Below are 20,801 nucleotides of genomic sequence, written 5' to 3' on the forward strand. Positions count from 1 at the left end.
CGTTCGAGGGACGCGTGGGCGTCTTTGCGATTGATCGACTCCCTCGTTCGAGCGCGTTCGACCGAATTGGCTTCTCCGCCTGCATGTCGATCCGCCAGTGTGGTCGACACCGCCCCCGTCGATCAGATGGGCGATGTCCAGGTTTTCGTGAGGTGTTGTCGTGGGTGACGTGGTGTGGGCGCAACTGCGCTCCCCTGCTGGTCGGTTGCTAGAGCGGCCGGTTGGCGGATTACGCCAGGAACGGCTGGAGGAGTACGAGCCGGTGTGGCTGCCAGAGCGGTACCAGGGCCGGCGTGCGATCGCTACCTGGTGGCATTTGACCGGCCGGGCTCGACATGCCGGGTGCGGCACTCTGGGCGCATTGGAGGCGGCCCTGTCGCTGGAAGCCGACCCTGAGGTGGTGACGTTCGCTTCCTGGCCGGTGCGGCTGAGCTGGTCGGACGGCGGCGAGGGCTATGTGCCGGACTTCTTTGCCCGGCTGGCGAGCGGGCAGGCACGGCTGCTGGTATGTCGGCCCGGTGATGACACATCACAACGATGGGTGGCGACGCTGAAGCTGCTTGAGGCGGCTGGGCAACAGGCTGGTTGGCAAGTGCGGGTGTACGAGGGCATGGCAGATCCGGTCGTGGCCCGCAACCTCCAGCGGTTATCGCGGTGGCGGCATGTGCGGCTGGCGGATGCGGACACGGCGCGAGTGCTGCGCCAGGTATTCGCCCGACCGCAACCGTTGACGGCGGGAGTGCGCGCCAGTGGTCTGCCCGAGCTGTCCTCCGTGGCCCGAGCACACCATCTGATCTGGACGCGCGAGCTGCTCATCGACTGGAGTCGTCCGTTCGTGCCTGCCCGTTCTCTGGTGTGGTCGCCTGCGGGGGCGTGCTGATGGCGGGGCAAGCGCCAGCACGGCCGGTTGTTGTGACGGTGGGCAACGCCGTTCGCTGGCGCGGTGAGACCTATCTGGTGACGGCGTTGCAGGGCGGCAGCGTGCATCTGCTCAGCCAGGATGCCGATGGTGAGGATGCCGTCGTGCTGTTGGATTCGCTGTCCCGTTCACTCGGCTTCGCTGTGCTGGATACGCCCCGGCCGGACGACACCATCACCGACGTTCCCGCGGTGGCCGTGCGCCAGAGCCTGGGCGGCGCGGCGGTATTGGAGGGGCTGTCGGACAAGGCCCGGGAGATGGCGGAGTTTTGGCTGGACCATGTGCTGGAAGTGCACACGGGACTGCCCGGGTTTGCCACGCCTAGCACCGAGCCGCGCCCGTGCTACGACCTGGAACGCACCACGTTGCGGCAGCGCTACGAGACCAAGGCTGCCGAGCTGTGCGCGGCACACCATCGGGTGTCGGCGGCAACGGTGGAGCGTAAGCGGCTGGCCTGGCTGGCGCACGGCGTGTGGGGGCTGGTCGACAAGCGGCGGGTGCGCGGCCCGAGTACGCACGGTCGCGTCGACGAGCGCGTGGTGAAGCTGCTGTGGAAAGTGCACCAGCGGCACAGGAAGCGGTCCGTGGGGACCAGGTCACGGCTGTTTGAGCTGTTGAGGAGAGCGTGTGTGAGGAAGTTCAAGAAGAAGGGGGAACAGTTGATGCCTTCCCGAGCGACGTTCTACCGGCTGCTGGACCGGCTGGGAATCCTGTGTGGCAGGGAAACTGGCCGCCAGGGCACCGGTAGCCACCGTCCTGAGCCACCGTTCACCCTGGCGATGGCGACCACACCTGGCGAGCAAGTACAGATCGACACGACCCCGCTGGATGTGTTGGGAGTGGATGAGACCGGGCGGGTCGTCTCTTTGGAACTGACTGCGGCCATTGACGTGGTCAGCCGGAGCATTCTCGCCGCGGTCATCCGACCCAAGTCCATTGGTACCAAGGCCGGCTCCCATTCTCGTCGCCGCGGTGGGCGGGCTACCAAGGCTGTGGACGCGCTGCTGCTCTTGGCAGAGATGTGCACGCCGCAGCCGATGCGTCCTCACTGGTCGCCCAGGGCTGGTGCGAAAGGGTCCAATCTGCCGTATGCCCAGCTCGTGGAGGCCGATGAGCGCATGGAAGGCGCGGCTGCCCGGCCGGTGATCATCCCGGAGATGATCGTCATGGACAACGGCAAGGTGTTTGCTGGGCGGGCCTTCATGGACGCCTGCGCTCAGCTGGGCATCTGCGTGCGCCCTGCCTGCTACAACTCCCCCACCCACAAAGCGATCATCGAGCGAACTTTCGGCTCGATCAAAACCCTCTTCAGCCAGTTCCTGCCCGGCTACACCGGCAAAGACCTTCAGCATCGAGGGAAGGACGTCGCCGGCGAGCGGCTGTGGCGAGTGGACCAGATCAACGACTTCCTGCAGCAGTGGATCGCGGTGGGATGGCAGCAGCGGCCTCATGAGGAACTGCGCAACCCGTTCCTGCCGTCGATGCCACCGCGCACCCCCAACCAGATGTTCGCCGCGCACGTCGCCAGCAGCGGCTACGTTCCCGTCCGGCTCAGCGCCGAGGATCGGCTGCGGCTGCTGCCCACTGCCTGGGTAACGGTCACGGACAAGGGGATCCGCCTGGACAACCGCACGTACGACAGCCGCGCCATCAGCCCGTACCGCAACGCTCGCTCGGGCTGGCCGGGCAAGGGACAGCGGTGGCCGGTGCGCTACCACCCCTACCAGCCGGAGAAGGTGTGGCTTGAAGACCACCGCAACGGCACCTGGGCGGAAGCCGACTTCGTCTACCAGCGCCTGATCGGCGACGAGTGGAGCGAGCACATCTGGGACCAAGCCACGGCCGCCCACCTCAACAAGGGTGGCAGCACCCGGGACGAGGCCGCCATCGCCCGCGTGGTGTGTTCCCTCCTGGAGCGCGCGGGCCGCGGCCCTTCCCGCACTGCCGCACCGCAGCCAGCACCCGTCGACCGCGGAATGGTCGTTGGCCCGCAGCCCATCGAGGACCCCTACCGGAATATCCCCGCACCCGACTACCAGCACATCACCAGCCTGCCCAGCATGGATGTCGACCTGCGCCAGCTGTGTCTGCCTCCCGCCCGCTTCCCGCGGCCCGAGGGCCTCTCCCAGCCTGGTGCCGACGGGCAGCCCGATGGCGCCCGCGGTCCGCAGGCGGGCATCTGATCCCTTTTCGCCCCCGTCGGCGGGGCTGCGCCTCGCCGACGGGGGCATCCTGCCAAGGACACCCCCGCCGTGACTTTCCACCACACCGGCCCCGACTCCGACCTGTTCCTGCCAGCGACGACCCGTCGCGGCTGGCAGGCCCAAATGGACCGTGTCGTCGTACCTCCTGACCTGACCGCCAGTCCCCCTACCGGCTCTGTGCCCGCAGGTGACGATCCGCGCATCCGCTACCACGCCACCATGCGCACCGTGCAGACACCAGCCCTGAAGAAAGCCGTCGCAATCGCCCGGCGACTGTGGCTGGCCAGCAGCCCCCGCAGCGAAGGCCCCCTGCACCTGGCCATCGACGGCCCCGGGGAGACTGGTATGACCACGGTCCTGCGCCAGATCGGCCGGGTCTTCGAGGGCATCCTCCGCGACCAGCTGCCGCCCGATCCGAAGCGGATCCCGGTGGTCCATATCAACACTCCGCTCGCCCCGAGCAGCAAGCTGGACATGTCGATCCCGTTCGCCGAGTTCCTTGGCCACAAGCACACCAAGGACCCCGAAAGCGGCCAGCGCAGCATCGATATGACGGGCCCGATCTGCCACGTCATGAAGACCTGTGGCACCCGCTTGGTCCTGGTCGACGGCATCGACCGGCTGGACAACTCCGAACTGAAAACGGCCTTCGACTACTTCGGCTACCTGGGTGCCGAATGCAATGTGTCCTTCGTCTACTGCGGGCTCGGCTCCCGCGAGATCGTCAACGGCGCCCGGCGCAGTAAACGCCCCGCCTCACCTGGCAACGGATCTGGCGGAATACCCACACTCGCCGTCCTGCCGATCCCCTACAGCGCCGACGACTACGACCTCTTCCACGGAGTCGTCAAAGCCTTCGACCAGGACCTGCGCCTCCATCAACACAAGCCGGGCGATCTTCTTAACCTCGCTACGCACCTGCACCGGCGGTCCGGCGGCTATACGAAACCGCTGTCCTACCTGATCTGCCAAGCCGCCCAGGAAGCCATCGAGGCTGGCGTCGAAGCGATCACACAAGAGCTCATCGACAACCAGCCGATCGGAGTCTTCGATGAAGATCCGATTCTTCAGATTTAACGCGTATCCCGGCTATCCGTCAGCTCGTTCGACCGAGAAAGACCTCCGGCACCTAGCTGACCGCGCTGCACACCGGCGTCCGCACAACCACGCTCCAGGCACCCTATGCGTCCGCCGCCAGGAGAACGACCGGATCTATCAGTCCGTCATTCTGAAGGAAGAAAGGCACCTGCCATGGGAAACCGCACCAGCCGCAACAAGAGCTCCTCCCTCACCACCCCTAAGATCGTGGTCGTTGACACCACCGAACTCGGCGCTCTCAACGGGTGTGTGACCTTGCGCTGCGGGCCAGCGCTGCGCCATGTAGAGCCCGCCCTACTCGCCCTGCCCTACCAAATCGCGCCCGAACTGCCCTCGCAGCTTGAGGAACTGGCCCGAGCCGCCGAGAAGGATTACTGGCTACTCTCGGAACAGGTGCGGCACGCCACCCCCTCCAACGACCCGCTCACGCTGGCGCAGGCCATGGAACGGCGTATGCGCGCCCAGAACTGGGGCGCCGCCGCGGCCACGGTACCCGAAGGAATTCCGCACCTGTTCCACTACGCCGGCCATGTCGCCCTCCGAGCTGACGTCCCGTTCACCCGTCAGCCACTGCTGCTGATCTTCGCTCCACTGCAACTGCACCGACTGCACAGCAGTTTCACCGCCGCCATCGCGGCCGCCCGCGACCAGCACGAAGCCACGCCCCACAACTCAGCCAACGACCGCGCCACCGCAACCCTGGCCTGCCTCGCCCGTGCCCCATGGGCCCCCGACGATCAGCCCGGCCCTACCCGCGAACAAGCCGAGCAGGTCATGCTGGACCTGCGCAACGACTTCCTGCAGCGAGTCCCCTATCAGACCGCTCCCGCGAACGGCACTGCGACGCCTCCTGCCGATACTCACTGGACGCCGCTGCTCCACGTGTGTGACTGCACTATCGACTGGGGCTGGGACACCAGCGAAATGGACCCGACCCTGTTCATCGACTTCTGCCTCAAGCACCACACGAAGCCGTGCCCCTGGCACGCCGACACCAGCCCCACGCCGTCACAGGACGCCACCGCAACACAGCCGCTTCGGGTACGTTGCCCCTCCAGCGGACGCCATACCTGGGCCCGCCTCGCCACAAGCGACCACGTCGCACTCGGCGCCGAGCTCTCCCGCCAGCTACACGAACTAACCGATGCCCTCACCCACACCGATGACGAGACCCTGGTAGCGGCACTCCCTGCGAGCTGCCGTGAGATCGTGGCCGAGTCCGGAGACGATCCGCTCCGGGCCTGGAGCGAACAACGCCTACTCGACATCGTCCTCAACCACGGCCACGACACCTTCGCCTTCCTGACCGCCCTCGCCCCAGCAGCCCGCCATGGCAACACTGCCGATGCCCCCGCTGACAACGTCTGATGCACGAAGGTGAAGTCAGGAGGACCGGTGACCAGGACACCAGCAGACGACTACGAGCTCTTCCACGAAGGCGGCATCGTGTCATCGCTGGCCTGAGAAGGGAATTCTGCACAGGTCTCCGATGCTCAAGTGCCAGTGCCACCTGTTCAGCCGATACGTGGACGCGAACGGCTGCCAACCCGAGCGAGGCAGACCAAAGACGGGGGAAGACGGAGGCTCGGCCGGCACCCACCCTCGCGCCAACACCAGGCTGGATGCCGGCCGAGCGCGACCGCTGCTCCCTCAGCTCGATGCTCCACCTTCACTGCTCGGCACGCCGGGCGGCCGTGGTTAGCCCGGGCGTTGCGCAGGCCGAAACCGTCGGAGCGGTCGGCCACCAAGTACGGCGTCGAGGTGGTCTTCGGTCAGCGGTCAGCGGTCAGCGGTCAGCGGTCAGCCCAGCCAGCCCTGGTTGATTGAGGCCGAGCGCTCGACTCGCTTCGGTGAGGGGCGGGTATTTGCCGCGGCCCCGCACGGATCAGCAGACGCAGGACCAGGGCCCTCCGCAACTACCCAAGCCTGTCCGGACGACAGGATCTCCTGCAGCGACAGCCGGAACCTGCACTCAGGAGTCGGACCGAGACCTCGTTGCCGACCGCAGAACCGAACATCTCCTTTACCGCGACGACTTCGTCGTCGTGCTTCAGCCACGCGCCCCCACGCCGACATGCACCGAACCGCCAGTGCCCGAACGTTTCACAGCGGTATCATCGGCCGGGCTGCGTGCGGATTGTCGGCAGACACGCTGCAGTGAGTCAGCGTGTGTTGTAAGCCGTCTTCGGTGGTGTCGACGACCTATCCCACTGGGTGCGCGTCACTGTTGAAGGCATGGGCGAACCATGCAGCCTGCTCGGCGGGCTCGTCACCGGATGAGCGCGCCTGGTCAGCTCGACTGCCGTGGGTGACTCGTAAGATTGGTCGGACGAGGAACGGTTCGCCTGGGGGGTGTGGTGACACAAGTGCTCGTCGTGGGCATAGGCGACTTTGAGCACAAGAACGACGGTGAGGAAACGGAATCCCTCTCTCCCTCGTTCGCGCTTGAGCCTCTGCCTTCGGTTGAGGCAGCGGTTAGGGACCTAGCCAAGGTTATGGGCAAGATGCCCGGTCTTTCCGTCCGCAGCGGGTCGTCCCTTCATGATTTGGACTGCGGGTCGTTGAAAAAGCAGTGGCGGGACGCCTATTGGAAAGCGTTGGAGAGCGTTCCGGGTGATGCCCTCATTGTGCACTTTGCCGGACACGGCATTGCCGGAGGGCAAGAGCACTCCTTGTACCTGGCGGCAGCCGACACGGACCGCAGGAACGTTGCCTGGACCGCATCCCCGGTCGACGAGTGGCTCAACCAGATCGAGAGTACTCAGGACGGCCCTCCAGTCTTGCTCGTGCTCGATGTGTGCGGTGCAGGACGGGCAGCTTTGCGGCAGCGGGTGGACGGCATACGGGCAGCCGCTCGCCGGGCCTGGGTAATCGCTGCCTGCGCAGACGACGAGAAGACCTACGCGGCGCGCTTCACCAGGGCGACGACGGCCGTATTGAGCAGGCTGCGCGGAGGCTGGCTGGACCTTTCGCCGACGTTGGAGCATATCCCGGTGGAGACCCTGGCGAGGGAGATCAACCGGGAGCTCGCTCGGTCCGCGGAGGAGGAAGGGGTGCCCGCTCAAAGTGTGCTGTGTACGTCACACTCTGAGGCGTGTGCGCCTGTTCCACCATTCTTTGCTAATCCCTCCTACCGGGAGACACCGGGCGGGCGATATCGACAGTCCATGGAGAATGGCCTATGGCAATTCGCTGCGGCAGTGGACCCTGCCCTCGATGCTGTCCACTTCATCTCACGCGCCTCCGGCGCCCCACGGCAGGAGGCCATTACACAGCGCTGCTATTTTACTGGGCGACAGAAGCCGCTCGCGGAGATCAAGCAGTGGATCGAGGGCAACGATCCTGCGCGTCTCATGGTGGTCACCGGCAGTCCTGGGGTAGGAAAGTCCGCGCTCTTGGGGGTGGTGGCGTGCCTGGCCCACCCTCATCTGCGTCCAGTGTGCGGGCAGATCCAATCTCAAGTACCGCGCGTAGTACGGCCAGAGCTGAATCCGCGACTGGCCGCGGTGCATGCCCGGCAGCGTGGCCCAGGTGAGGTGATGGCTTCGATCGCGGCGCAGCTGGAACTGGGAGAAGTTCCGGCCGGTGGCTGGAGCCCAGAGGCGTTGGCGCAGCGGATCGCTTCGCAGGAGAGCGAACCGGTTACCTTGATCGTGGATGCCCTCGACGAGGCATCGCTTGATATCGACCTCCTCGAAAAAGTGCTCCTTCCGCTTTCACGCCGCCAGCGTCAAAGTCGGCCCAGCAACGGCGAGAGTCCCTCCGTCGGTATGAATCCGGTGGTGTGCCGGGTGCTGATCGGGACTCGACCGTGGTGGGACCGTTATCGCAGCCTGAAGGAGGAGGCGTCGCACAGTGGTCGAATCCTGGATCTGGACGAGATTTCGAATGAGGAACGTCAGCAGGAGTTCACGGACTATCTGGCCGAGGTCCTGGAGATGTCCCCCGCCTACTGTGGCTTGGGGACAGCGGGCCTGCGCCTGCAGACGGCCGAGGCGGTGGCCGAGCGGCTGGTCCAACGGCATGACGATGGGGCGTTTCTTCTGGTTTCCTTGTTCGCGCACTATCTGTTAGGCCAAGATTCGCCGCCGCCCATCGAAGAGGTGCTACAGCGCATTCCGTCGCATCTGCCTGGCATGCTCGAACTTCATCTAGATGTGCTGAGTCAAGAACACCCAGCCATGCCCGCCGTTTTGGCAGCTGTGGCTCACGGTTACGGCCAGGGGATGCCGCTAGAGGTCGTCCAGTCCGTCACGCCGACGTTCGCGGGTCGGAGCGCTCCGGCCCCTGATCTCATTGACACGTGGGAAGCGTTGCAGGCTGCCTCATTCTATCTGCGGTTCTCCGCTGACAGTGATGGACGGCGCCTCTATCGTTTCTACCACCAGAGTCTAGTCGACCACCTGCGCCGGGCGACCTCGCCTTCTCAGCTACGCAACTTTCATGAACGCATCCTTGACACCCTTCCAGGGCCGATCGATCTTGCCTCGCGTAATTGGGAACTTGCGCTTCCGTATGTCCTGCGGCACGCCGCACAGCACGCTGTCGACGCCAGGGACCTCGACAGGCTGCTTTCGTGCCCGTCGTTCCTTGTTCACTGCGATCCCCAGCTACTGCGTGAAGCTCTGGGTAGCGAGAGGACCCTGCGTGGCAGGATCACTGCGCTGATCTGCTGGGCAGCGCTGTCACCCCGTCACGAACCGCAGCAAAGGCGCGAATGGCTGCGTAATACCGCCCATGCCTGGAACGAAACCTGGCTGATGCGCGAGCTGGACGCACTCGATGAGAATTTGACGCAAGAAGGTGAGAGAGCGCAGCTACATCCGGGGATCCTTACCTTTGCCTGGGGCACCGTGGATCGACGCTACGCCTCAGTGATCGAGGACGAAGACGAGGCGGGAGAGGTGGCGGCATTTGCCAGATTCGGCGGTCGCTGGCTGGTCATCCTGGCCACAGCACACGGTGGTTGGAATGCCTGGGACGTTCGTACTGGCATCCTCGTGCAATCGCTGGTGCCGCAAGAGGACTGCCATCTCACCGCCTTGGACATCGGGGAGAACGGCACCACGACTTTGATAGCTGGTGGCACAGCTGAGGGTCAGTTGTTCGTCTGGGATCTGGACACCCTCGACGAACAACAACTTCAGATAGATGGAAGTAGTGTCGTGTCACTGGCCATTGGGCAATGGGAAGACGCTCCTGTGGTGCTCAGTTCGGGCGGCGGCGAGCTGGCTGTGCACGACCTGGCAGGACGCCGACTGGCCTCAGTGGACATTCTGAGCAGCTGGCTGACGGAACTAGAATCGGCAGGTCGGGTTGAAGATCTGTGGGAGCCTGATCACGACGTTGCAAGGATTGACTGCACCGCAGTGGCCATGACGGTACTCGATAACGCACCACTGATCGTTGCCGGAGCGGTCGACGGTTCCCTACACGTGTGGAACGCCAACGGCACCGCACACCGCACCTGGCCCGGCGGCACAGCCCGCATCACTGCCTTGCAGATCCTTCATCACGCTACCGGACCTGTCGCAGTGGCCCTTGCTGACGACGGCGTGGGCATCTGGGATCTGCGCACTGGCTCTCGACGTGTCCTGCCCTGGCCCGGCCACGACAGTAAGCTGGTCGCCCTACAGTGTGAGGGCGTGCTGCGAGAGACGCGCCTCGTTTCCGTCGGCCCCAAAGGCGAGATAAGCGTGCAGTCCCTCGCCGACGGCGAAGTCACAAGGAGCCATACCCGAACTTCGCTATCTGCGCAGCGAGCTCTGGCTGTGGCGAGCGAGGGGCCTCGGCTGATGATTGCCCGCCAGCATTCCTGGGGGGTTGGGCTGTGGTCACAGTCAGACCGTGACAGTCCTCTAACAGAGTGGGCCGGCCATGATTGCCCTCTGGAGGCTGTGGCCTCCACTGCAACCCTCAATGGTGCGTTCGCTGTCAGCGTGGACGCACAGGGCCTCATCAACACCTGGGACACCTCGACCGGAACCTTGCTGGCCTCTCTTTTCGTCGGTGACGGCCAGCCCCCCACTGCCGTGACAGCCGGCACCCTGGAAGGTGAACCTGTCGCCGTGGTGGCCACCGGCATGGGCAAGAGAGCTCGATCCCGGATCATCAAGATGACCGACGGAACGGTCGTGCAGGAACTGAAATGGGACAACACCATACTCGGCCTTCAGATTGGCGAATTCGAAGGGAAACCGGCCCTCACCGCACGGACGCGCACGGAATGCTTCATCAGTCAGCTGATGGATGCGGAGCCGCCCATCAGCTTCCGCGACACCCTTGAGCATTACGACCCGGTGCGCTCTCATGCCTGGGGCAGCGACGGCGAGCGTGAGGTTGTCTTGCTGGGCCACGACTCAGGCCTGCTCAGTGTAAAGGGCCGTGATACTTCACGGACCTTCAGGAGACATAGGCTCAGTGTGACAAGCCTGACGACGGGCGTGCTCGACGACCGCGGCGTGGTGGCGTTCGGAGACGAGCAGGGCTCGGTGGTAGTGGCATGTATGTCGACCGGCAAGGTGCTGAAGCACTTCCAGGGACATCGCAGCGAGGTGACGTTGGTCCGGCTCGTGGAACCGGACGGCATACCCCTCCTGGTGACGAGCGGTGAAGACGACACCGTCCGAATCTGGGAGCCAATGAAGTTCGATGCCCCCCTGGCAGAAATCAGCTTCCCTGCAACTCTTGTCCAGGCAGACGCCTCATCCGCCGGCATCTTCGCTGCGTTCAAAGCACGCATCGGTTTCTACGCGTGGGCTGACCTTTCCCCACTACAACAGCGCACGCAAGACACAGGAGAATGATGGGTTCCATCGTCGTGGTCCACGGTGTACGCAACTGGAAGCGGCAGGTTTCTCCTAGCGTGGCCGCCCAATCCCTCGCAGACTCCTGGCAGTTGCAGCTGACTGCAGGCTACGAGAACGCAGGGCTGCGGCATGTGGAGGTGCCGCAGATCACTGCGGCCTACTACGGGCACCTCATCAACGACACAGAGGCACAAGGCATAGATGAGAGCGCAGAGAGCCTGTCCGCTGCCGAGCAGAGTGCTGTGCTCGCCTGGCTCGGCGCCACGAGTCTGCCGACCGAGCCTGCTGAAAGCCAGTCCTGGGGTGGTCTACCACTGCGGCAGACCATCGACCTAGTCGCCCGCAGGCGCGGCATCGCCGCAAAGACAGTCTCCCGAATTGCGGTCGCCTTCATCCCAGAGGTCTACCGCTACCTCGCCTCCCCCACCCGCCGCGCGGCTGCGCAACAAGCCGTGGCCGACTCCATCGAAGCCTCCGGCACCAGTGTTCTCGTCGCGCACTCGCTCGGCTCCATAGTCGCCTACGAGACCCTGCATGCCCGCCCCGATCTGCCCATTCGCGTGCTGATCACCCTGGGCTCGCCGCTGGGCCTACCGGAAGCGGTTTTCGACATTCTGAACCCCGCACCGGTGGGCGGTTACGGGGCTCGGCCCCCGAAGATCGCCCACTGGACCAACATCGCCGACTCAGGAGACCTGGTGGCTCTCCCCCGCCGCCTGGGAGATCGCTTCCCGGTTGATGTCCACGAGGAGGCACACATGGCAGCGGTGGACTTCCACACGCTCAGTACGTACCTCAGTTGCGGCCTGACCGCAGCCGCCATCGCACCGCACTGCACGTGATCCGTAGTGGGCAATAGCTCAGGACCTAAGCACAGCTGTGCGGCCTCACTACAGGCTGGCCTGCTGTACAACCGGCGGAGCTTCGACGGTCTGAGACGTCACAACCGAACTGCGCACGCGCGCAACTGGCCGAGCATGTCTCGCGCCGATCACTGGGACAGAGACGGGTAATGTCCGCCGTGGCACTGATGGGTATTCATGCACTCCCTCGTTACTACACCTTCCTCCGCCCACCATCTCCCCTTCTCCGTGGCCTGTTGCTCAGAGAGCGAAGCGTCGGCAACAGCAGCGAGGCAAGCTCACCGAGCCACCTCTATAGGGCTTCTCACCGCAACTGCATCAGTCTCATCCAAGAAGCCGCGCACCTGGTCACACCCTGTATAGGCGCCAGATCGGACCAGGAAGCTGTCAGGCTCAATATGCGGTACCGGAGGCCAGCGCTGTGCTGATACCTCAAGTGAGTTGAGACCTCACACAGGTGGTGGTATTTGCGGTGCCAGTCGGGGCCGTGTGGGAGCGTCCAGTGGGTGTCGAGGGCGGTGAGTCGGGCGTTGCGGTCGGGGTGGAGGAGGTTTTTGCGGGCGAGGGCGCGTTGGTTGACGAGGAAGGGGCCGCTGGGGTCGGTGGTGGGGATGGCGAGGTGGCCGTGGAGGGCGTGGAATGCCTCGATGGTGGCCATGTGGCCTTGCCAGGCAGCTTCGGCTGCGTCCCAGACCATGCCGAGGTCTTGGAGCTCGGTGATCCAGTCGGGGGTGAGGGTGCCTTGGTGGTAGGCGGTGCGTTGCCCGTCGATGAACTGTCCGAGGCGGTAGCCGAAGGCGTCCTCGAAGGCGGTGGGAACCCGTAGGTGGCCGTGTTCGGCGTGGTAGCGGACGGCGGCCGCGAGGCCGGCGCGGCGGGGCTTGGAGAGGACCGCGTCGTCGGAGGGCCAGGCAATGAGGTCCATCGCGCGGGCGATGTGGTCGGGGTCGAGGGTGAAGTCGAAGCGGAACCGACGTGCGATCAGCTGGTGGGTATCGCGGTCCAGGCGGCGCTTGGTGTTCTTGCGCGGGGCCCGGGCAGCGATGGACTGGTCATGGTGGCGTAGGGCGGCGGTGACCAGCCAGAGGGCCTCGTAGGGGGTGCCGAGGAGGTCGGTGGGGTCGGCGTTGGGTGGGGTGTAGGCGGGGATGACCAGGGACGCCGTCTTGTGCTCTGCGGTGGGGGGTTTGCGTAGGGCGCGGCCGAGAGCTTGGACGATGCGGCGCACGCTTGCGGTGCGGTCTGCGAAGACGACTGCGTCCACCGCCGGCAGGTCGACGCCCTCGCCCAGGACTTGGGCGTTGGTGAGCACGCCGTACTCAGCGTCGGCGAAGCGGGTCAGGATGGTGTGGCGCTGGTCGGGGGTGTGGGTGCCGTTGATCGACTGGACGCTGAGGTTGCCAGCCCAGTCGGGGCGCTGGTTGTCGGGGAGGGTGCGCAGGGTGTGGGGGAACTGGCGGGCGAAGTCGGTGGCGTCTGCGACCTGCTGGAAGTACACGATGACGTGGCGAAGTTTGTGTTCCGTCATGGCTTTGAGGACGGCCAGGTGCAGTGCGGTCGTCCGCCGGGCTGTGGGGCCGGAGCCGGTTTGGAGGTCGGTGTCGGTCAGGGCGCTGCGGAGGTCGGTGTCGGTGATGGTGGGGATGAGGAGTTGGTAGTCGGCCAGGACGTTGTCGGTGATCGCGTCCGCGTGGGAGTAGGTGTGCAGGCGCGGGCCGAAGGTCTTCGGGTCGTCCATCGAGGCGATCAGGGACGGGGCCTCCCAGGTGGGAGCGGTCGCTGCGGTGCGCTTGGGCTGAGGGCGCGTGCCGGGAGGCGCGGTCAGGCGAGGGGCCTCCCATTCGTAGGGGGTCGCGGTCAGGTACAGGCGGCGGTCGGCGGGGATGCGCTGGTTGTCGTGGATCATCGTCCACTGCTTGTCCCAGCTCCCTGCGGTGCGATGCGCCTCATCCACGACCATCAGGTCGAAGCCGGGGGCGGTGAAGACGGAGTTCTGGGCTTCCTCGATCCGCGCCAGGGAGTCGAACGTGATGAACACGGTCGCCCTCTCGCGTCGTTTCCTGCGCTGGCCGAGCCAGTACGCAAGGTACTCCCCCGCCCCTGTACTCGCCGCTCCCGCGCCGGCCAGCAGCGGGTGCTTCTCGGCGCGCACCGAGGACACCGCCATCAGCGGCTCGGTGCGTCCATCCCCACGGGCCGCAGCCGCCCACTGGCCGATCAGATCCAGGCTCGGCACGGCACGGCAACGAGGAGATGCTGGGCGTTGAGTGCCTCGGCCGTGCGCAGGGCCGTCAGCGTCTTGCCGGTACCGCACGCCGACACGATGTGCCCACGCGACCGCGGGGACTTGAGATGCTGTACCGCCGCGTCGACCGCATGCTGTTGATCCGACCGCAGCACGCGGCGAGGAGCAGCCGCCGGAGACATCGCGCTGGCCGCGGGGGCGGGGCTGGAAGGCATCACGCACAACCTCAACTCACAGCAGGAATGGTCATCTGTCATCCTGCCGCACGGCGCGGGACCGGTACGAACCGCACGTGAGACGAGAGTCAGGCTGTCTTCGTCCTTCCGTAGCCGGGCGCGGCTCGGGCGCAGTTGTTGTCTCGGCAGCGAACCCGCTCGTTCCTCAAAGCCCGCGGGGCTGCTCGTCAGCGCCCGCGTATGTCCAGTGCCTGAAGGGCGTTGTTCTGCTGTGTGGTGAGCCGGGTGACGTTGCGGCGCCGTTCGGACAGCCGGCGGCGCAGCAGGAGCGGGGCGTCTCCGTCGTCGCCGCGGTGGGTGGCGGGGACGGCGAGGTGCTGGTGGGTGCACCCTCAGCCGTAGTTGTCCCGGGTTCGGCTGCCGGGTGTCCAGGCGTGCCGCCCTGCCGTGCGAAACGTCCCGCAGGGGGCTGAGGGTGGCGCGAGCCCGCCACACAGTCAATACCGGCACCAGCGGGCCGGGGCGGTCCAGGCGTGGCCGGTGAACCCCCGGGCCGGACGGCTAGGACGCAGCGCATACTCCCCGCCGCAGGCGGCATCGGTCGGTCCGGCGCTCGGCGCGGATTCATCGGCCATGACGGCACGCGGAGTTGACAGCCCAAACGTCTGAGGACGCACCGTCATCGAGGTCGCGGGGAGCGAGGCGGCGAGCCGGACTGGCCGTACAGCGCGGGACGGGCCAGCGGGCGCGAAGGCGCCGCAGCAGTTCCGCAAGCTCCTCAAGGATCTTGAGTATGTGTCCCGTTGCGATCGTGACGTACAAGTTGCGGAGTTACGGGCCGTCTGCTGGCAGGTGATGCCCTCGGCTGAGCATCGCCGCTCGAAATACCTCGACAACCGGGCTGAGAATGGCCATCAGCCAACGAGGCAGCGGGAACGCACCATAAAGAACTTCTGCTTGTCGGATAGATCAGTCTTGTAAGGCTTGTGCTCACTCACGTCGTTAAGCCCGGCATGCCCAAGCCCGATAGCCAGCCGAAACTACCCAGTTCCACATATTCAGGCGACGACGAACCGGGTATGAGCTCTCAGGTCGCTCTCTCTGTCGGTGGGTGACTGGCTGAGGTGGTAGGCGCCGGCTGCCGGGCAGACCGGCGTGCGGCGAGGAAGGCCAGCGCCCCGACCGCCGCGGTGAGTAGGCCGCTTGCAACCATCACCCGGGCCGAGGACAGAGCCGTCTCTTGTGGTCCGGCGGCCGACGCGCCCGTCGTTAAGAACGCCGTCGCGGGCCCGGCAAGGCCGATGGAAGCTGGCAGGGCGAGGGCGGCACACCCCCGGGCGAAGGCGACGCCGTGGGATCTCAACGGCTCGGGCAGGCTGGTGACGGACAGGGTGTAGCCCACGGACGTGATGACCGGTGACAAGGCGCTCACGGTGACGCTGGCGACGATCCAGAGCGCGGGCCCACGTCCCCAGCCGAACAGCGCCTGTCCCGCGATCCCGGACACGACCACCGCAGTGGCCAGTCCCAGCGACTCGGGCACCTGTTTCCTCAGCAGCGACAGCGCAAAGCCTCCGCCGACGCTGGCCACCGCGCCCGCGGTGAGGACCGCAGCGAGCACGTTCGTGCCGTCCTGCGACAGGCCCAGGACGATGGGTGCGCGCAGGTTCTGTCGTACGCCCAGAAAGAGGTTGGCCAGCGTGAGCACGACGACGATCCGGCGGTAGGCGCGGTACCGGAGCAGGGCCCGGTAGCCGACCCGCTCGCCCGTCGTCCCGGGCGCGGATGCCTCTGCCGCGGACGCGAGCGGGAGGTCCGGAGTGGTCGCGACGGCGAGCGCCAGGACGGCGAAGCTCACCAGGTCGCAGCAAAGGACGACCCTCATGCCGACGGTCTCGTACAGGACGGCGGCGAGGCCTGGGGCCGCCGCGAACGCCAGGGCGTTCAGGGACTGGGCGACTCCCTGCAGACGGGTTGCCCTGCCGTCACCGCCGAGGCGCAACAGCAGCCGGATGAAGGCGGGGTCCTGCACTCCGATCGTGGCGCCGGCCAGCGTGTTGGTGAACACCAGCATCCATGGCTCCAGCGCGCCGGTCATGTGCAGTGCGAGGAGGGCGAACGACGCAGTCGCTCCGCCCGCGCACGCGGCCAGCATGAGCGTGCGGCTGCCGAGCCTGCGCAGTACCGGGCCGGTGAGGAAGCTCGCCAGGGCGCCCGCTGCGTAGCCGCAGAAGAGGATGAGTGACCACGTGGCGACGCCCTTCGTACTGCCCAGTACCCAGACGCTGAAGACGAACGCCGTGGCCTGGTTGCCCAGGAGCGAGGCTCCCTGGCCGAAGAGCAGGCAGCCTAGGCGTGTCCTGCTGACCTCGGCGTCCTCTCGTTGTCGGATCGTGCTCATCCGCTGACGACTACCGGCAGCGACAGCGGGCCCCGGAAGGTGATGGAGGGGTTCCAGTCACACTTCCCGGCGATCTCCACCCGGGTTCCGATCCGGGCGAGCCGGTGAACCACTTCGGTTATCTCCAGTTGTGCGAGGGCGGCGCCCAGGCAGTAGTGCGGTCCGCCGCCGAATCCCAGGTGCGTCGTCGTGTTCCGGGCGAGATCCAGGCGGCCCGGGTCCTGGTGGAACGTTGGATCCCGGTTGGCCGCACCGAGCAGGAAGAGGATCCGGTCGCCCTCGGCGATGCGGCGCCCTCCGACGTCCAGCTCCTTCCGGGCCAGCCGCATGGTGTTCTGCACGGCGCCGTCGTACCGCCAGAACTCGTTGACGGCGGCGGGGTTGGCGCTCAGGGCGCCGTCGGTTTCGGCAAGGTCGGCTTGGTTCACGGCGAGCGCGTTGATGACGTTGCCGATCATCTGGGCCGTGGTCTCATGGCCGGCGATGAACATCAGGCTCAGTGAGGAGACACCCTCCTCCAGGGTGATGTACCCCGCGCAGTAGGCCTCGCGCACGTCGTGCAGCAGGAGCGCCTCGCTCGCGGCGGTGCCGTTCTTGGAGGTCAGCAGCGCGGTGAGGAGCGCGGACAGCTTTTCGGCCGCCTCCTCACCGCGTTCCCACGTCGGCCGGTCCATGCCCGGTTCGAGCGTCGCGAACAAGGCACGTGACCACTCCCGCAGAGGGCCCTGCGGATGGTCCTTCAGGCCCAGAAGGCGCACGACGACGTCGAAGGGCAGCCCCGGTGCCAGTTCGCGGGCCGCGTCGAACGGGGCACCCGGGGCGAGGTCGGCGGTCAGTTCGCGAGTCCGGTCCTGCACCGCCTTCCGTAGGGCGAGAACACCTTTCCTGGACAGGCTCGACGTCATGATGTCGCGGAGCCTCCGGTGGTAGGTGCCGTCGCGCAGCAGGATCCACAGCGACTTCAGCCGCAGCAGCGGGCTCTCGCTGTCGGTGTGGGATGCCTCGCCGTACCGGGGATCCTTGCCGCACTGCTTCGTCGCCAGCAGTTTGGCGGTGACGCGCTGGGGCGTCACCAGCCAGACCGCCCGCCCGCCGTCCCAGACGGCCGGCCCCTCGCTGCGGATCAGCTCGTAATGCGGATAGGGATCCGCCAGGAACTCTGGGTCGTGCTCGGGGAGATACGGGGGCACCTGTCACTCTCCCTGGGTACGCAGGCCGGGGCACCGGCGCAGGATGGCCTCGGCGGCCGCGGCCGCCCCGTCACTGTGCTCGAACAGCGGTGAGCCGCCCCCTTCGGACGGGGTGCGCGGCGGGAGCGCCAGCGCGCTGCGCAGTGCCCGTCCGACGTCCTCGGCCACCGGCTTTGCCACGAAGAGCCGGTTGTGGGCGCTGCCAGCCTCGGCCGCTGCCCGCTGGAACTGGTCGTCGTAGCCCCGGGGGCTGGGGACCAGCACGGCGGGCACCCCCAGTGAGCGGAGTTCGTTGATGGTGTTGTACCCGGCCTGGGTGACGGCGGCGTCGGCGTCCGCGAAGAGGTAGGACAGGTCCGGTTCGTAGGGCAGCGTGGTGAGTCGATGTGGAAAGCCGGGTGGCGCGTCCAGCCGGCCGCGGAACAACGGTCCGGTCACGGTGACGACGTGCAGCGGCTCCTCGATGCCGGAGCATGCCTCGACCATCGTTGACAGGTAGGCGGCGACGTCGTCGTAGCCTCCGCCGCCCGCCGAGATCACCACGAGCCGACGGCCGCCGGCGTCCCGCTCCGTGCGCCACCAGCGCCGGCGCGGAGGCCGGCGCTCTCGGATGACGGGGCCGATGAAGGCGGCCCTGTCTCTGTGGGCGTCCAGGGCCTCAACGAGATGGTCGCTGGGCGCGTGTGGCACGACGATGCCCGCGAACCGTGCGAGTTCTCCGGAGATGGAGGCGAGGTAGTCGGCGAGCCGCACTCGTTCGCGCAGCACCAGCGTCTGCGGAATCCCGGCGGACAGGCACACGTCGTACAGCGGGCGCCAGATGACGCTGTCGTGCAGTGCTACAACGGGGTTCACCCGGCTGAGCACGTTCGCGACGAAGGGCCGCAACGCTTCCGCGGTCACCGCGAGGTCTCCGTCGTCGTCGTGCACTCTGGCGATGTCCCCGGCGAAGGTCGAGTTCGGCACCGGTACGGGGATCTGGGTGATGCCTGTCTCCTCCAAGATGTCGTACGGCTGCTCGACGAAGAACAGTGCGGAGCTTCGGGGGATCCGGTGGGTCAGTTCACCGGTGATGGCTGCGAGCCTGCTGACGTGTCCCAGGCCCTCGTGGTTCCAGGCGAAGGCGACGATCCGCATGAGTTCACTCCCTTCCTGTGGAACTCCCGTGGAGTGGGGGACGGTAGATCAGATGTCGTGCTCAGCCGTCATGCCTGGGCTATCACCCAGACCGACAGCGGCAGCGTGGGGTCGTTGTAGCTGGCGACCCGTTCCAGGAAGGGGTTGCCGCGCACCGGGACGTACTTCATCAGTCCTCCGAACAGCACGACCGCCAGCGCTTCGCGGTTGCCCCAGCCCTCGCACTGGTAGACGCGGCTGAAGTCTCTGACCAGTTCGCGCAGGCCCTGCGGGGTGAAGCGCCAGTAGTCGTCGACGCAATCGGGACGAGTGTGGACAGGGTCCATGAAGCACGTGGCCAGGAGCAGCCAGCCGCCCGGGCGCAGCACGCGACGGCACTCCTGCACCGCCCGCCAGGGGTCGGGGAGGTGCTCCACCACCTGGTCGCAGACCACGTGGTCGAACTCCGCGTCGACGAACGGCAGGGCGGTGGCGTCGACCTCGGGATACCCGGTGCTGAGCACCTCGGTCTTCTCGGCGGGGAACATCTGGACGATGGTGCCGCCCGAGCCGCTGATTTCGAGCACCCGTCCGGTGCGGTCACCTGTGGTGAAGAACTGCCGGATCCGTTCGTACATGGTGAACCGGGTGATGTGGTGCCCGGCCTCGGCCTCGGGAAGCTCTGGTACCAGTCCCTGGCCCACCGCCCACTCAAGGACGCGAGTGGCGGAGTCGTGGTCCACGCCCGTGTCCTCGCCCGCTCGCCGGCCCCAGCCGACGAGCGGGTGGGGCGCGTCCTGCTCGTCGGCGTCCAGCAGCGGCACCACTGTCCGGGTGAGGAGTTCCTCGACCAGAGCGCTGAGCCGGTGGTCCTCGGGCTGCAGATGGGTCAGGTCCAGCCGGCCGGAGCTCAGCGCGTCCTCTATGAGCGTCTCGCCGGCGGCGATGGACCGGGCCACGGACGCGTCGAGCCGGATGCACAGGGTCTCGGACGGTACCGCCTGGCTGGGGTCGGCCCAACGCAAGGCGACGTCGTCGGAGTGCACGTCGAACGCCAGGCACAGTGGCTGTGCCTGGCCGCGTTCGATGACGAGGCGTCCTTGCCGGGTGGTCCCCTGGTTGACCAGCGCACCAGCCAAGTGCGCCATGGCCCGCGCGTCCGACGCGGAGAGCAGGGTGCCGGTGCCGTCGGCTCGGGAGTCGGCCGGGTCAGTGTCCCTGGTGTTCATTGCTGTCTCCTCCCCGTGGCTTGGGCGGTACGAACTCGTCGGCCAGCAAGGCCATGAGCAGGTAGTCGGGGTCGGTGTCGGCGCCCCAGCCGGGCGGCACGACCTGTCGTCGGCGTCCCTCCTCGACGAATCCGAGGCCCTTGTACGTGCGGACTGCATGCTCGTTGTGCGAGCGCACCTGGAGTTCCACGCGCCGCCCGCCCCACCGGCGGAAGAAGTGGTCCAGCAGCGCACCCAATGCCTCGCGGCCGTAACCGGATCCCCGGTACTCCGCCGAGAAGATCACGTCGTCGACGTTCATGACGGTGTCGCCCCAGGAGAGCCAGAAGCGGATGAGGCCGGCCGGAGCTTCGTCCTCCAGCCTCTGGGCGATCATCGACACGGAACGGGGCGCATGCAGCTTTTCGAGCGTGGCACGGGTGGAGACGGGGAAGTGCGGTCCGTAGGCGATCACGGACTCGTCGGCGTTGAACAGTGCGGTGACGAAGGGCGCGTCCGTGTCTTCGGCGGCACGCAGCAGCAGCCGCTCGCTGTGAATGAGCATGAGTGTT

General features: G+C 66.6%; 13 protein-coding genes and 1 pseudogene. 7 read left to right on the forward strand and 7 right to left on the reverse strand.

The features are described 5' to 3' along the window. The first annotated feature begins 160 nt into the window (after positions 1 to 160). From ABD385_RS29210 to ABD385_RS29235, 6 genes are all read left to right on the forward strand, one after another. Positions 161 to 880 carry a TnsA-like heteromeric transposase endonuclease subunit gene (locus ABD385_RS29210; RefSeq protein WP_344581707.1) on the forward strand — a complete coding sequence of 240 codons (720 nt, stop codon included), beginning with the start codon at positions 161 to 163 and terminating at the stop codon, positions 878 to 880. Beyond that, positions 880 to 3,102 carry a Mu transposase C-terminal domain-containing protein gene (locus tag ABD385_RS29215; protein WP_344581821.1) on the forward strand — a complete coding sequence of 741 codons (2,223 nt, stop codon included), beginning with the start codon at positions 880 to 882 and terminating at the stop codon, positions 3,100 to 3,102. The genes ABD385_RS29210 and ABD385_RS29215 overlap by 1 nt, the downstream gene beginning before the upstream one ends. Before the next feature lie 69 nt (positions 3,103 to 3,171). Next, positions 3,172 to 4,200: a TniB family NTP-binding protein gene (locus tag ABD385_RS29220; protein ID WP_344581709.1), complete on the forward strand. Its 1,029-nt coding sequence runs from the start codon at positions 3,172 to 3,174 to the stop codon at positions 4,198 to 4,200. Between the two features lie 174 nt (positions 4,201 to 4,374). Next, on the forward strand, positions 4,375 to 5,589 hold the full coding sequence (locus ABD385_RS29225; protein ID WP_344581711.1) for a hypothetical protein: 1,215 nt from the start codon (positions 4,375 to 4,377) through the stop codon (positions 5,587 to 5,589). A 986-nt stretch (positions 5,590 to 6,575) separates the two neighbouring features. Beyond that, complete coding sequence (locus tag ABD385_RS29230; RefSeq protein WP_344581713.1) at positions 6,576 to 11,027, forward strand: WD40 repeat domain-containing protein; 4,452 nt, start codon at positions 6,576 to 6,578, stop codon at positions 11,025 to 11,027. Beyond that, entirely contained in the window at positions 11,027 to 11,872 is an 846-nt protein-coding gene (locus ABD385_RS29235) for a serine peptidase (RefSeq protein WP_344581714.1), read from the forward strand. Before ABD385_RS29230 ends, ABD385_RS29235 begins: the two co-directional genes overlap by 1 nt. Before the next feature lie 325 nt (positions 11,873 to 12,197). Here the strand turns inward: ABD385_RS29235 and ABD385_RS29240 are convergent, their stop codons facing one another. Both ABD385_RS29240 and ABD385_RS29245 read right to left on the reverse strand, forming a co-directional pair. Continuing rightward, on the reverse strand, positions 12,198 to 14,129 hold the full coding sequence (locus tag ABD385_RS29240) for a helicase associated domain-containing protein (protein ID WP_344581715.1): 1,932 nt from the start codon (positions 14,127 to 14,129) through the stop codon (positions 12,198 to 12,200). Then, positions 14,111 to 14,395: a DEAD/DEAH box helicase family protein gene (locus tag ABD385_RS29245; RefSeq protein ID WP_344581717.1), complete on the reverse strand. Its 285-nt coding sequence runs from the start codon at positions 14,393 to 14,395 to the stop codon at positions 14,111 to 14,113. The genes ABD385_RS29240 and ABD385_RS29245 overlap by 19 nt, the downstream gene beginning before the upstream one ends. Before the next feature lie 718 nt (positions 14,396 to 15,113). Here ABD385_RS29245 and ABD385_RS29250 point away from each other — a divergent pair. Then, positions 15,114 to 15,268: pseudogene (locus ABD385_RS29250) on the forward strand (IS6 family transposase); the annotation flags it as partial. A 133-nt stretch (positions 15,269 to 15,401) separates the two neighbouring features. On the opposite strand, the gene ABD385_RS29255 reads toward ABD385_RS29250, so the two are convergent. The 5 genes from ABD385_RS29255 to ABD385_RS29275 all read right to left on the reverse strand — a co-directional run bounded on the left by ABD385_RS29255 (position 15,402) and on the right by ABD385_RS29275 (position 20,794). Continuing rightward, on the reverse strand, positions 15,402 to 16,715 hold the full coding sequence (locus tag ABD385_RS29255; RefSeq protein WP_344581719.1) for an MFS transporter: 1,314 nt from the start codon (positions 16,713 to 16,715) through the stop codon (positions 15,402 to 15,404). Beyond that, positions 16,712 to 17,905 carry a cytochrome P450 gene (locus ABD385_RS29260; RefSeq protein WP_344581721.1) on the reverse strand — a complete coding sequence of 398 codons (1,194 nt, stop codon included), beginning with the start codon at positions 17,903 to 17,905 and terminating at the stop codon, positions 16,712 to 16,714. Before ABD385_RS29260 ends, ABD385_RS29255 begins: the two co-directional genes overlap by 4 nt. Positions 17,906 to 17,908: 3 nt before the next feature. Beyond that, positions 17,909 to 19,042, reverse strand: coding sequence for a glycosyltransferase (locus ABD385_RS29265; protein ID WP_344581723.1), 1,134 nt, complete (start codon positions 19,040 to 19,042; stop codon positions 17,909 to 17,911). Positions 19,043 to 19,110: 68 nt separating this feature from the next. Further along, positions 19,111 to 20,250 carry a class I SAM-dependent methyltransferase gene (locus tag ABD385_RS29270; protein WP_344581725.1) on the reverse strand — a complete coding sequence of 380 codons (1,140 nt, stop codon included), beginning with the start codon at positions 20,248 to 20,250 and terminating at the stop codon, positions 19,111 to 19,113. Beyond that, entirely contained in the window at positions 20,231 to 20,794 is a 564-nt protein-coding gene (locus ABD385_RS29275; RefSeq protein ID WP_344581727.1) for a GNAT family N-acetyltransferase, read from the reverse strand. The genes ABD385_RS29270 and ABD385_RS29275 overlap by 20 nt, the downstream gene beginning before the upstream one ends. Between the last annotated feature and the right edge of the window lie 7 nt (positions 20,795 to 20,801).

Origin of the sequence: Streptomyces lunalinharesii (assembly GCF_039532155.1) — a bacterium.
Taxonomy (GTDB): domain Bacteria; phylum Actinomycetota; class Actinomycetes; order Streptomycetales; family Streptomycetaceae; genus Streptomyces; species Streptomyces lunalinharesii.

Coding starts and splice junctions, on each gene's coding strand:
- ABD385_RS29215 (WP_344581821.1), top strand. CDS start 880: ATGGCGGGGCAAGCGCCAGCACGGCCGGTTGTTGTGACGGTGGGCAAC.
- ABD385_RS29225 (WP_344581711.1), top strand. CDS start 4,375: ATGGGAAACCGCACCAGCCGCAACAAGAGCTCCTCCCTCACCACCCCT.
- ABD385_RS29235 (WP_344581714.1), top strand. CDS start 11,027: ATGGGTTCCATCGTCGTGGTCCACGGTGTACGCAACTGGAAGCGGCAG.
- ABD385_RS29245 (WP_344581717.1), bottom strand. CDS start 14,395: ATGACAGATGACCATTCCTGCTGTGAGTTGAGGTTGTGCGTGATGCCT.
- ABD385_RS29255 (WP_344581719.1), bottom strand. CDS start 16,715: ATGAGCACGATCCGACAACGAGAGGACGCCGAGGTCAGCAGGACACGC.
- ABD385_RS29265 (WP_344581723.1), bottom strand. CDS start 19,042: ATGCGGATCGTCGCCTTCGCCTGGAACCACGAGGGCCTGGGACACGTC.
- ABD385_RS29270 (WP_344581725.1), bottom strand. CDS start 20,250: ATGAACACCAGGGACACTGACCCGGCCGACTCCCGAGCCGACGGCACC.
- ABD385_RS29275 (WP_344581727.1), bottom strand. CDS start 20,794: ATGCTCATTCACAGCGAGCGGCTGCTGCTGCGTGCCGCCGAAGACACG.